The organism is Nocardia sp. NPDC004654, assembly GCF_040609595.1.
Taxonomy (GTDB): domain Bacteria; phylum Actinomycetota; class Actinomycetes; order Mycobacteriales; family Mycobacteriaceae; genus Nocardia.
The window spans coordinates 210,475-222,568 of record NZ_JBEXKI010000002.1; the positions used below are offsets into that span (position 1 = coordinate 210,475).

The following is a 12,094-nucleotide window of genomic DNA, read 5'->3' on the forward strand; positions in this document are numbered from 1 at the left end:
TGCCCGGTGCTGACCGGCGGACTTGGCGGGTGCCCGGTGCTGACCGGCGGACTTGGCGGGTGCCCGGTGCTGACCGGCGGACTTGGCGGGTGCCCGGTGCTGACCGGCGGACTTGGCGGGTGCCCGATGACGACCGGCGGACTTGGCGGGTGCCCGATGACGACCGGCGGGCTCGGCGGGTGCCCGGCGCCGACCGGCGCTCTCAACACGAGCCCGGCGCCGCGCGGCGGACTCAACACGAGCCCAGCGCGGTGCCCTGGTCGGTGCCGTAGCGATGGCCGTGGCCTGGCGGCGCGTCCAATGCGGCGAGCAGGTCCGCGGTGGTCTGTAGGAAGCTCACCACCGGCAGCCAGCGCGGGACGGGGGCGTCCACGCGCACGCCGGTCAGGTCGGGCGCGCGCCACAGTAGGGCGGGCGACCAGTGCACCACCGGATCGGAGCTGTTGGCCAGCACGGTCGCGCCCGCGCGGTGCACGCCGCCCGCGGGCGGACCGGCCCAGAGCGCGGCGCAGGTGCGGCGGTCCTGCTCGGCGTCGTCGGCGAAGATCGCGCTGCCGCCGAGCGCGCCGAGGCTCTGGCCGTAGACGAACAGCCGGGGCGGCTCGGCCATGGCGCTCAGGCGTTGCTCCACGGCGTCGAAGAGGGCGCGGGCGGCCCGCACCGCGTCGGCGCGGCCGAAGACGAATGTCACCCAGCTCGGCGCGTAGGAGTACTGGAGACCGACCACCGCCACGTCACCGCCGAAGCGTTCGGCGAATCCGGTCACCGCGTTGGCGTCGATCCAGCCGGACCCAGTCGGCAAGGCGACCACGATATTCGACCGGTACAGCCCGCCCGAGCGCTCCAACTCCCGGATGGCCAGTGCCACACGGGAATCGAGATCCGGCGCGGAATCCACGCCGACGTACACCCGCACCGGTCCCTCCGGCGTTCCGCTGACGAACTTGCGCCCCTGAGCTCCCAGCGAAGGCCAGCTGACCGCCGACCCGGCGCTGCCCGATCTGGTGTGCGAAACGGGTTGCGTCAGAGCGGGATCCATTGCGACGTTGGCCGCCGCGTACACCTGCTGCCGCCATCCCACCACCGCGGGCGTCAGCACGAGGTAGCCCACCGCCGCAGTGACCACTCCCAGCACGAGTCCGCGGAGCAGGCCGAGTGTGCGCAGCGCCCAGCCGAGCGCCTTGGTGATCCCGACGACGACGCCGGTGAGCAGCGCGGTGGCCAGCGCGCAGTGCAGCCAATAGCCGGGGTCGATCGGCGGGGTACCCATGGCGGCACGCAGATCGTTCTGCCAGTGCCCGGCGCGCCAAGCGGTGATAGCCACAGCCAAGCCGACCACTCCCAGCAGCGGCAGGCGGTAGCGAGCGAAGCGTCGGTCGACGTCGAAGTCCCAGCGGCCGAGCGAGAATCGCAGCGCGCCGGCGAACCCGAGCGCACCGCAGATCAGCAGGGCGGTGAGCACGGCTTGCGCACCGGGCGTACGGGGCAGCAGACCCGGCGCGAGCGAGAGAAGTGTTCCCGCACCGACTGCCAGTGTCGTCCCGATGCGCGGCGCGGCGATGGCTGCCCGGCTCCGGCGCTTCGGGAGCGGTGTCGTGGGGACGGGGCGAGGGCTTTCGGAGAGTCGCTGCGTCGTCGTGGTCATGCCGAAACTCCCGCGGTGACAGCGTTGTGCCGGATGGGCGCCGAACTGGCCAGCGTCGTCAGATCGCGACTCGAAGTGCTTGGCGTGCAAGCGTTTCGGGTCGCCGATGCGTTTGCGATGCCGCTGGAGATGGACCCGGCACCCGCGGACCGATCGCCGGACGCGCGACGAAGCGCACCGAGGACGAGCGCGAGCAGCGTGCCGAGTCCGAGCGCGCCGAGTCCGGCGAGACCGACCAGCCAGCCACTCCATCCGGACGCCGTGACGCCCGCGCCGAGCATCGTCTCGACGACCGGAGCGCCGTAGTGCTGGCGGCGTGAGTTCAAATCGACCACGGTGTCGGCGATATCGGCCATCGTGTAGCACCTGGCACGGCCCCACGACTCGGTGCGCGCGTCGCACGCTTCCCGCATCCGGCGGTCCAGGGCCGCGTCCACGGCCTGGCGCGCCCACGGGCCGAGCGGTTCGCCGCGCCGATCCGCATAGCGCAGCAGGTCGTAGCCGAGATCGTGGGCCTTGCAGGCGGTCTCGAATTCGGCGGGCAGCGGGACGGGGGAGGAGCAGTCGCCGCCGGGGTTGGTCAGCAGGCCGTGCACCGGGACCGGTCGATAACCGAGCACGGTGATGAAATCGTCGGGAATGGTTGCGGCAGAGGCGGTCTCATGTGCGGTCAACACGGCGACCGCGGTGGCGGCCGCGACGTTCTCGACGACGGGCGGCGCGACGGTGGCCGCCTGTGCGGCGGGGGCCATGGCGACGGTGGCCGACATCGTGGTCAGCGCCGCGGCCGTCAGCGCCGCGACCCGGCGCAACCCCAGGGGTGCGGTCGGGTGGCGGTCGGTGGCGGCGATGGTCTCGGTCCTCATGGGCCTCGACGCTAAGAACGGCACACGCCCACCGGCCTCCCGCCGAGGTGGGGTTTGCGCCGCCGTGCTGCCGGGGGATCGGCCGGGTCGGCTCACCCCGGGGTACGGGGTGGAAATTCACCCGTGGGTATGAGGCACGGGCCGGGCCGGGGTTCCTAGGGTCGTAGCTATGAAGGAGAAGACCCGTGACCTGGCGAAGCGGATGGACGCGCGCGGCTGGTTCGACGCGTCCGTCGTGCTCACCGCGCTCATCCTCTACTCGGTCGCGTGGCCGACGCTGCACGTGACGCACGCCGTTTCCCCGGGGGCACAGCCGTTCATCGCCGCGTTCGCCGCCTTCCCGATCCTGCTCGTGCGGGTCAACCCGGCGCTGGGCTGGGCCATCTCCGCGGGCTCGGCGCTGCTCATCGCGCTGGCCATCCCGCACCAGCCGAACAACGATCTGCCGTTCCAGGTAGTGCAGGTGATCGCGCTGATCGCGCTGCTGTTCGCGGTCGGCTTGCGCGCACCCGTGCAGACCGTGGCCATCGCGTGGGGCGCGACCTCGCTGCTGTTCGGCACAACCATGCCCGGTGAGGGCGAGGCGTTCGCCAACGCGGCATGGGGCTGGCCCATCGCGCTGGCGGCGGTGGTGCTGTTCGCCCTGCTGGTCCGGTGGCTGGTGCTCTCGCGCCGGGAACTGGTGCGCCAAGAGGAGGAGAACGAGCTCGAACGGGCCCGTCGCGCCATTCTCGAGGAGAAGGCGCGTATCGCCCGCGACCTGCACGACGTCGTGGCCCACCACATGTCCCTGGTCGTGGTGCAGGCGCAGACCGCGCCCTACCGCGTCGAGGGCGTGACACCGGCCGCCCGCGCCGAGTTCGAATCGATCGGCGCCACCGCTCGCGAGGCGCTCAACGAGATCCGCGGCATGCTCGGCGTCCTGCGCAGCGACGGTCAGTTGCCCGAACACGCACCCCAGCCGAAGGCCGAGGACGTGCTCACGCTGTTCGACGGCGCCCGGCGGGCGGGCGTCCCGATCGACTGGACCATCGAGGGCGACCTGCGCTCGGTCCCCGAGACCACCGGGCTCGCGCTGTACCGGATCGCGCAGGAGTCGCTGTCGAACGCGTCACGGCACGCGCCCGGTGCGCCGGTGCGGGTGGCGATCGTCTGCGGATTGGAGTTGCACCTGCGGGTGGTCAACGGGCCGGGCGCCGCGCCCGCGCGGCCGGTCGGCAACGGCGGGCACGGCATCGCGGGGATGCGGGCCAGGGCGTTGGCCGCGGGCGGCGAGGTGACGGCCGGTCCCAGCGACGACGGCGGGTTCGAGGTGCAGGCCCGGCTCCCGTTGGGAGCGGTACTCGCGACGCCCGCCGCGGTGCCGGTCGCGACGCCGACGGTGCAGTAGGCGTATCTCCGCCTTCGCTCCGGCCATGCGCGCGGCGTACCTCCGCGATCGGACGGCCGCGGGCGTGGCAATTAGGGTGGGCGCGTGGCAATAACGGTTTTGATCGCCGACGACCAGGCGATGGTGCGCCAGGGGTTCGGCGCGCTGCTCGCCGCCCAACCGGACATCAGCGTCGTCGGCGACGCCCCCGACGGCAAGGTCGCGGTGGCCGAGGCCAAGCGGCTGCGCCCGGACGTCGTGCTGATGGACGTGCGCATGCCCGAGATGAACGGCTTGGACGCGGCGCGCGCGATCCTCGCGGCGGGCTTCGACCCGCCCGTGCGGGTGCTGATGCTGACCACCTTCGACATCGACGACTACGTGTACGAGGCGCTCAGCCTCGGCGCCAGCGGATTCCTGCTCAAGGACGCGCCCGCCGAGGAGTTGGTGCGCGCGGTGCGGGTGGTCGCCGAGGGGCAGGCACTGCTCGCGCCGACCGTCACCCGCAGGCTCATCGCGGATGTCACCAGCCGCCGAGCCGCCGCGCGGGTGAAACCCGCACCGCAGCTGGCCGCCCTCACCCCGCGGGAGCGGGAGGTGCTGGAGTTGATCGCGAAGGGCATGTCCAACACCGAGATCGCCGAGGCGCTGTTCGTGGCCGAGCAGACCGTGAAAACCCATGTCTCCAAGGTCTTCTCGAAGCTGAACCTGCGCGACCGCGCGCAGGCCGTCGTGCTCGCCTACGAATCCGGGCTGGTCACGCCCGGCTGATCAGGCCGGGCACTTGCCGCCGCGCAGCTCGTCGACATGGCGGCCGAGCAGCGCGGCCAAGCTGTCCAGCAGCGCGGTCGCGTCCGCGAAAGTTCCCGAATCCGCCTGTGCCGCAAGGGCGACCGCGACCAAACCGGAGCGGGACGGCAGCAGACCGAATTGGCGCGCCGTGTAGACGCCGGTCTCGTCGTCCGGGCCCCAGCCGCCCTTGAACTCGGCGCCCTCCAGTATTCCGAGACCCCAACCCTGGTCGGGGGTGATCTCGCCCATCAGCCGGGTCACCGTCTCGGTCTGCGGCAGGCACGGCAGACGCGAGGCGAAGCGGACCTGATCGGTCAGCGTCCACTCGGTCGCGCCGAACGCCTCGTAGTCCAGCCGGGTGCGCGGGCCCGCCACACCGGTGACCGCGTCGCCCGCCTCGTCGAGCACTTGCTGCACGGCCTGCGCCGCCTCCAGCCCGTCGCCCAGCGAATTCCACAGCGCGCCCGCCGCGGCGTTGTCGGAGACCGTGATGGCAGCTTCCGCGTCGTGTATGGCGCCCTCCGGGTCGTGGCGCAGCGCGGCGATGGCCAGCGGAACCTTGATGGTGGACCACGCGATGCCGGTGGTCCAGTCCCCGAAGACGGTGATTCGGCGGCCGCCGACCGGCATGATCGCCAGTCCGACCTGTCCGTGCAGGCCGGGCTGCAACTGGGTGAAATCGGCCGCGAGCGAATCCGGCAGGCTCACCGTGCGCCCCGCCTTCCAGGTACCCACCGTCTGCGCTGACACTGTCGCCGCGGCGGGTTTCTCCACCCGCTCGGGCATCAGGCCGCACGAGACCATGGCCAGCATCGTCGCCGCGACGGTCCCGCGCAGCACCGGACGACACGCGGAAGCGATTCGAGCCGACTTCACCACCGTCAACCTCCCCACCGCCCCGCGCATGCCGCGCGACCCTCGGCGGTGCCATCTACCCGTCCAACCCGTCCGGGTGATTCACCGGCCGAGAACCCACCACCGTGCTCGCTCGTGGGAAGTGACGCGATGATGATGTGCTGTACCTAGTTTTGCCGATGACGGCGCAGAATTCGAAACCGCGTGGATCTCGGGGGTCCGTCCGGGTTCCATTACGCTGGCTGTCCTGGACCGGAAGGGGGTCGCCTTGCTCACTAGCGGTGAGGTGTTCGCGGGGTTCACCGTGGAACGGCTGCTCGGGCAGGGCGGTATGGGCTCGGTCTACCTGGCCCGGCATCCCCGGCTGTCCCGGCTCACCGCGCTCAAGCTGCTGAACCGCGATCTGTTCCTGGACAACGAGGTGCGGGCCCGCTTCGAGCGCGAGGCCGACCTGGCCGCGCAGCTGGATCACCCGAGCATCGTGGCGGTCTACGATCGCGGCTCCGAGGACGGTCAGCTGTGGATCTCCATGCAGTACGTCGACGGCGTCGACGCGGCGGCGGTGAACCCGATGACGCTGCCGCCGGAGCGGGCCGTGCAGATCATCGAAGGCGTCGCGGACGCACTGGATTACGCGCACGGCATGGGAGTGCTGCACCGGGATGTCAAGCCCGCCAACATCATGCTCGCCAGGTCCAGCGGCGGACAGGGCGAGCGGGTCTTCCTGGCCGACTTCGGCATCGCTCGCCTGCGCGAGGACTCCACCCACCTGACCCAGACCGGCATGTTCACCGCCACACTGGCCTACGCCTCGCCGGAACAGATGACCGGCGCGCCGCTGGGCAACCGTTCCGACCAGTACTCGCTGGCCTGCGCGCTGTACTGGCTGCTCGCCGGGGTCGGGCCGTTCGACTCCGCCAACCCTGCCGACATCATCCACGGCCACCTCCAGATGCCGCTGCCCTCGGTCCGCCTGCGCCGACCGACCCTGAACCCCGCGCTGGACGCGGTGCTCGCCGCGGGCATGGCGAAACGCCCGGAACACCGCTACCGCTCCTGTACCGAGTTCGCCGACGCTGCCCGCAAGGCGCTGACCGCGGTGGGCCCGCCGCCGCTCCCCGTCCTCCCGCCGCCCACCTACGCGCCCCAGCCGTACCCCGCACCACCCGGCTACCCGCAGCCCAGGCCGCCCGCGCCGATGCGGCCGATGCCGCCGCAACCCATTCCGCCGCAACCGGTTCCGAGGCAAGCCCCACCGCGGCCCGCATCTCCGCCTTCGCCGCAGCCCCCTCCGCCACCGATGCCGCACCCCGTGCTCCCGGCTGCCGCGCCACCGCCTCAGGTGGTACCAGCGCCGCCGAATGCGCCGCAGGGCGTAGCCCCGCCCGGGGCGGTTCCGGTGCCGCAGCCAGCAGCCCCGACTGCCGCGCCCCCGCCCCAAGCGGTTCCGGCGCCATCGAATGTGCCGCCGTCGGCAGCCCCGCCCGCCGAGCTACCACCCCAAGCTGTCCCGGTGCCGCCGCCGGGCATGTCTCCACCCGGCGGTCCTCAGCCGATGCCGCATCCGCCGGGGGTGCATCCCGCGCCGAGCGCACCGGTCTCTTCGCAACCCGCGCCGACACCGCTGTCGCCGAACGCGTCTCCGCCGTCTTCGATCCAGCCCGCTTCCTCTGCGTCGCAACCGGTCGAACCGTCGCTCATGTCCGCACAGCCCTCCTCGGCCGATCCGGCCGGTCAGGTCGAACCGGAAAGTGCGGCGGCAGAGTCTGATTCGACTGCTGGTGCAAGACGCGGCGACGAGTCGCCGTCGGCGAGTGACAGTGGTGCCGCGATGCTCTCGGAAATCGACCGAGACGCGGAGAATGCTGCGACCGAAGACAAAGGAGCGCTGCCGCAACGCGGACAGGAATCTTCGGCTCAGCGCGCTGCACCAGACCAGGATGGTGCGCCTCCAGCTGCGACAGGCCCAACCGGAAACCCGGCACCGGATTCGGAAGACGGCACGGCCGCGGTCGAATCGTCCGCTGCGGCAAGCGCTCAACCCGTCCACGGGGCAGCACCCGCGCCCGGCGGCGGAACACCCGACGGGAATGGCGGCGCGGCGCGAAGACAAGACCCGGTAGCCGCGCAACCACTCGCCGGTCCACCGCCGGGTGCGCCGCCGATGTCGGGGCCGATCAACAGTCCGTCCGGCCCACCTCCCGGATATCCACCGCACGGCCCGAATCCCATTGGACCCCAACCGGTACCCCCGCGCCGCAGTCTCGCCGGACTGTTCGGTGCGCTGGCGCTGGGCTCGGTGGTGGTCGTGGCGCTGGCGGTCGGCCTGGTCGTCGTGCTGGCGTCCCGGTCGGATTCGGGAGGCGACACTGCGGCCGCTCCGGCGACCGCTCTCCCGAAGGCGGCTTCCCCCGCCCCCGCGCCGGATCCGCTGGCGGCGAGCAGGCGGGCGTTCCCGACATTGCTGCCGCAGGAGCCGGGGACCATCGGCGAGGGGTACGAGGACGCGACCTGCTACGCCGAGAAGCGGGGCGACCGTTTGAACATCGACGAGGAAGCGCTCACGTCGAGCCCGTGGATCCTCGCCTGGGAGTGTCGTCGCGACGTCGACAACCCGTTCGGCATGAGCTACACCGTCCTGGAATACCAGTCCGCCGCGGCGGCGCGGTCGGTGGTGGACACGCTGCCCACCAATGCCGCGACACCGGGTCGCAAGTCGGGTGTGCCGTTCACCCGACATCTTTGGATCCGCGCGGATCCGCCGGGCCCGGTGCCGTCGCATTACTACACGGCGAAACTCGTGGTGAGCTTCCCCGGCGAGACCACCCACGCGAACTACCTCGTGTACGCGAGCCACCGCGGCCCCGCCCGCGACGCACAGGCTCCCGTGCCGCCCGCCGAGGACGAGCTCGCGGATTGGTGGACGACCGCGCCGCTGTGAGCCGCTGTCGCGGCCGCTCAGTCGACCGCCAGCGCCTCCACGATCGGCATTCGCGCCGCGCGCAACGCGGGCGGAATCGACCCGAGCAGCGCCAACGCCAGCGCGGCGGTGCCGTAGACCAACAGCATCGGGCTCGGCTCGTAGACGATGTCGATGGTCATGGCGTGACCGATGGCGACGGTGGCCAGATACTGGATCGCCGCGCCGACCACGAGACCTATCGCGGCGCCGACCAATCCGATGCCCGCCGCTTCGGCGAGCACCGACCGCAGCAGGAACTTACGGCTGGTGCCCATGGCGCGCAGCACGCCGAGTTCCCGGCGGCGTTCGAGCACCGAGAGCATCAGGGTGTTCAGCAGCGCGATGGTCGCGACGAGCACCACGATCCACAAGATCGCCCTGCTCATCACCGAGCCCTGCCGCATGCTCGACGAGATCGCGGTGACGGCGTCCTGCCCCGAGCTGACGTGGAACTGCTCCGGCACGGCGGCGCGGATAGCGGCCTGCACCGCGGCCCGGTCCGCGCCTGGCGCGACCTCGACGGACAGGATGGTCTCGCCGGGGCGTTGGTACCACTGCCGCAGGTATTCCAAGTCCATCATCACGATGCCCGAGATCGCCGAGACGTACGGGATGATCTGCAGCACTTCCACCCGGTGCGGACCGGTCGGGGTTTGCAGGGCCAGCTCCGCGCCCGCGCTCACCCCGAGCGATCGGGCCACATCGCGGGAGATCACCACACCCTCGCCGGAGGTCATGCGCGGCAACAGGCTTCGATCGACGGCGTTGGACCGGATATCGCCCAGCGCGGTCGGATACCCCTGCAGCATGACCCGCCCGGTCCCCAGGGTGGCGAAGGCCATCTGCGCCGGGTTGACCTCCTCGACACCGGGGACCTTCGCGACGATGTCCTTCAAATCGTCGGGCAGCAGGGGCCCGGTCGGGAACTGCTCCATCGCCGTGGGACTGACGTAGACGTCGGCCGTGCCGAGGTCTTCGAACGTGGCGGTGGCCGAGTCCACCATGTTCGCGGAGGCGCCGCCCATCGCGACGGTGGCGGACACGCCGATCATCACCGTCATAGCCGTCGCCCACACCCGGCGCGGGGCGCGTTCCAGGGTGGTGGAGCCCAGTGCGCCGGGCGCGCCGAAGCGGCGGGCGATCGATGCCGCGGTGCGCACGATCGGTCCGGTGGCCGCGAAGCAGACGAGCAACGTCGCCGTGAACGACAGCGAGATGGAGGCGAGCGAGAGTCTGCCGAGGTCGGCCTTGGCGACGAGGACGGCGGCCACGGCGAGACCGACGCCGCATACCGCTGCGCCCCAACGCACTACCGGCCGAACGGTGTCGGTCTGCCCGACACCGACCGGGGCAAGCGCCTCGATCGGCTGCACTTTGTAGACCTGCCGCGCGGCGAGCGCCGCGGCGGTGACGCTCGCCAGCACACACGCCGCCACCGCGGCCGGAATGGCGTGGCCCGGCACCATGTACTCGGTGCGCGCCTCGACCGATTGCACCATCGCCGCTGGTAGCCGGTCGATCGCGGTGCGGCCCATGAAGATTCCGAGGATCGCGCCGATCATGCTGCCGAGCAGGCCGAGCAGCGCGGCCTCGGCGAGCAGGTCGCGCACCATCGGGCCGCGTTTGCCGCCGATGGCGCGCAGCAGTGAGAGCGTCGGCCTGCGCTGGGCGACCGCCATGCTCATCGCGTTGTAGATGAGGAACGCCGAGACGATCAGCGCCGCCGCCGAGGACATGAGCGTCGAGTAGCGGACGATCTGGATCGCCCCGCCCGCCTGCGCCGTGCGCAGATCTGGATCGGCGACGACGGCGCGTCCGTCCACCACCGCGGTCAGCGCGGCGCGCAGCTCGCCGATGTCGGCGCCGTCGTCGGCGATGATCTGCACCGAGTCCAGCTTGCCGACGCGGTCGGTCAGAAACTGCGCCAAACCCAGTGGCGCGGCGACGATGTGGCCGCCGTTGAGCTTGTCCGAGGTCTCGGCGTCCAGTACGCCCGCCACGGTGACCGTGCCTATACCGAGCGGGAACTCGTCGCCTTCGGCATAGCCCATCGCGGCGCCGACCAGGACGCCGCGCGGCGTGGTGATCAGCTTGGTCGTGTGCTCGCCCATCGGTCCGGCGAGTTCGCTGTCGAGCGCGGTGATGTTCGCGTCCGCACCGAGCAGCAGCGCGCGATCCTCGCCCGAGCCGAGCTGGGCGCGCAGCATCGGCACCGCCTGGTCGACTCCCGGCGTCGCGGCGATGCGCGGGAGCAGTTGCTGGTCGAAACCCGCGTCGGTGATGCCGGTGATCTCCAGTGCCGCTTTGCCGCCGAGCGCTTTGGTGAGCCGATCCACCGATCCGGTGACCGAACCGGAGATGCTCAGCACCGCGACGAGCAGCGCGGCCGACACCGCCATCACGGTCATGGACATGACCGTCCGGCCACGGTGTGCGAGCAGTTCACCGAAGTTGAACAGCCGCAACCGATCCCATCCGGCCCGGATCATGCGCGCACCGAACCCTCGTCGAGCGCCGCGTCCTCGTCGCGCCCCGCGCCCGCGCGCTCGACCCGGTCGTTGGAGCCGATCTTGCCGTCGCGCAACGTGATCACCCGGTCGCAGTACTCCACCGCGCCCATGTCGTGGGTCACCATCACGACCGAATTGCCGTTGCGCGCGATGTCACCGAGCAGTTCCAGGATCGACGCGCCGGTCTTGGAGTCCAGGTTGCCGGTCGGCTCGTCGGCCAGGATCAGCGGCGGATTCATGATCAACGCCCTGGCCACCGCCACCCGCTGCATCTGGCCGCCGGACAGCTCGGCCGGGCGATGCGCGGCCCGATCGCCGAGTCCCACGCGGTCGAGCAGTTCCAGGGCTTGCGGCTTGGCCTTGCGTAATCCCGTTCCGTCCAGCAACTTCGGGATCGCGACGTTCTCCCATGCGGTCAGCGTGGGCAGCAGGTTGAAGAACTGGAAGATGAAACCGACTCGGTGGCGGCGGAATTCGGACTGCTGCTCCTCCTTCAGCGCGCCGATCTCCTCGCCCTGGAAGCGGATCGACCCCGCGTCCGGACTGTCCAGCGCGCCGAGCAGATGCAGCAGCGTGCTCTTGCCGGAGCCGGACGGACCGATGATGGACGTGAATTCGCCCCCCTCGATGCGCAAACTGACGCCGTCCAGCGCGCGGACGGTCTGCTCGCCGACCCGGTACTGCTTGACGATGTCCGACAGTTCCAGCATTGCCGGGTCCGACATAGTGCTTCCCCCAATCGCTTTCGTTTCTCAGGTGCTATCGCGCCAGTGCTTCGACGGCCAGGTGGCGGCGACGATACTGGCAATCGAGCACCGCGCGCAGCGTTGGCTGCTCCGCGGCGAGCTCGAGATAGGCCTCGACGGCGGATTGCCCCTGCGTCAGGGCCTGCTCCATTTTGACGTCCAAGTGCAATCGCCACCGGTAATTCAGCGCGAGCAGCACCCCCTCCGGGCCGCCGAACAGCCGATCCAGCCCCGGTATCCCCGAGAACAGGTCGGGACTTTCCGGATCGACCGCGGCGCGGGCGAGCACGGTGTGCACGATTTCGGTCCGAGCGTGTTGTTCTTCCCAGGACATGACATCGGCCTTTCG

9 protein-coding genes are annotated in these 12,094 nt (G+C 71.1%); 3 read left to right on the forward strand and 6 right to left on the reverse strand.

Annotation, left to right across the window (positions count from 1 at the left end; all coding sequences use genetic code 11):
- Window positions 1-232 precede the first annotated feature (232 nt).
- Window positions 233-1,645, reverse strand: a complete 1,413-nt coding sequence (locus ABZV58_RS06695; protein ID WP_354999205.1) for an alpha/beta-hydrolase family protein — start codon at window positions 1,643-1,645, stop codon at window positions 233-235.
- Complete coding sequence (locus ABZV58_RS06700) at window positions 1,642-2,511, reverse strand: hypothetical protein (RefSeq protein WP_354999206.1); 870 nt, start codon at window positions 2,509-2,511, stop codon at window positions 1,642-1,644. Before ABZV58_RS06700 ends, ABZV58_RS06695 begins: the two co-directional genes overlap by 4 nt.
- Window positions 2,512-2,713: 202 nt before the next feature.
- Between ABZV58_RS06700 and ABZV58_RS06705 the strand changes: the two genes are divergently transcribed.
- Both ABZV58_RS06705 and ABZV58_RS06710 read left to right on the forward strand, forming a co-directional pair.
- Window positions 2,714-3,901 carry a histidine kinase gene (locus ABZV58_RS06705; protein WP_354999833.1) on the forward strand — a complete coding sequence of 396 codons (1,188 nt, stop codon included), beginning with the start codon at window positions 2,714-2,716 and terminating at the stop codon, window positions 3,899-3,901.
- Window positions 3,902-3,985: 84 nt separating this feature from the next.
- Window positions 3,986-4,651 (forward strand): response regulator transcription factor, encoded by a 666-nt coding sequence (locus tag ABZV58_RS06710; RefSeq protein WP_354999207.1) that lies wholly within the window; start codon window positions 3,986-3,988, stop codon window positions 4,649-4,651.
- Here ABZV58_RS06710 and ABZV58_RS06715 read toward each other — a convergent pair whose 3' ends face one another.
- Window positions 4,652-5,548 carry a hypothetical protein gene (locus tag ABZV58_RS06715; protein WP_354999208.1) on the reverse strand — a complete coding sequence of 299 codons (897 nt, stop codon included), beginning with the start codon at window positions 5,546-5,548 and terminating at the stop codon, window positions 4,652-4,654.
- Window positions 5,549-5,795: 247 nt separating this feature from the next.
- On the opposite strand from ABZV58_RS06715, the gene ABZV58_RS06720 reads away from it, so the two are divergent.
- Window positions 5,796-8,468: a protein kinase gene (locus ABZV58_RS06720; RefSeq protein WP_354999209.1), complete on the forward strand. Its 2,673-nt coding sequence runs from the start codon at window positions 5,796-5,798 to the stop codon at window positions 8,466-8,468.
- Window positions 8,469-8,485: 17 nt separating this feature from the next.
- Here the strand turns inward: ABZV58_RS06720 and ABZV58_RS06725 are convergent, their stop codons facing one another.
- The 3 genes from ABZV58_RS06725 to ABZV58_RS06735 are packed head-to-tail and all read right to left on the reverse strand — an operon-like array spanning window position 8,486 to window position 12,043.
- Window positions 8,486-10,978, reverse strand: coding sequence for an FtsX-like permease family protein (locus ABZV58_RS06725; RefSeq protein ID WP_354999210.1), 2,493 nt, complete (start codon window positions 10,976-10,978; stop codon window positions 8,486-8,488).
- On the reverse strand, window positions 10,975-11,724 hold the full coding sequence (locus tag ABZV58_RS06730) for an ABC transporter ATP-binding protein (RefSeq protein ID WP_354999211.1): 750 nt from the start codon (window positions 11,722-11,724) through the stop codon (window positions 10,975-10,977). The genes ABZV58_RS06725 and ABZV58_RS06730 overlap by 4 nt, the downstream gene beginning before the upstream one ends.
- 34 nt (window positions 11,725-11,758) lie before the next feature.
- Window positions 11,759-12,043, reverse strand: coding sequence for a hypothetical protein (locus ABZV58_RS06735; RefSeq protein ID WP_354999212.1), 285 nt, complete (start codon window positions 12,041-12,043; stop codon window positions 11,759-11,761).
- Window positions 12,044-12,094 lie beyond the last annotated feature (51 nt).

What these genes read in the sequence shown, in the direction of transcription:
- ABZV58_RS06695 (WP_354999205.1), bottom strand. Translation starts at nt 1,645, where the DNA reads ATGACCACGACGACGCAGCGACTCTCCGAAAGCCCTCGCCCCGTCCCC.
- ABZV58_RS06700 (WP_354999206.1), bottom strand. Translation starts at nt 2,511, where the DNA reads ATGAGGACCGAGACCATCGCCGCCACCGACCGCCACCCGACCGCACCC.
- ABZV58_RS06705 (WP_354999833.1), top strand. Translation starts at nt 2,714, where the DNA reads ATGGACGCGCGCGGCTGGTTCGACGCGTCCGTCGTGCTCACCGCGCTC.
- ABZV58_RS06725 (WP_354999210.1), bottom strand. Translation starts at nt 10,978, where the DNA reads ATGATCCGGGCCGGATGGGATCGGTTGCGGCTGTTCAACTTCGGTGAA.
- ABZV58_RS06730 (WP_354999211.1), bottom strand. Translation starts at nt 11,724, where the DNA reads ATGTCGGACCCGGCAATGCTGGAACTGTCGGACATCGTCAAGCAGTAC.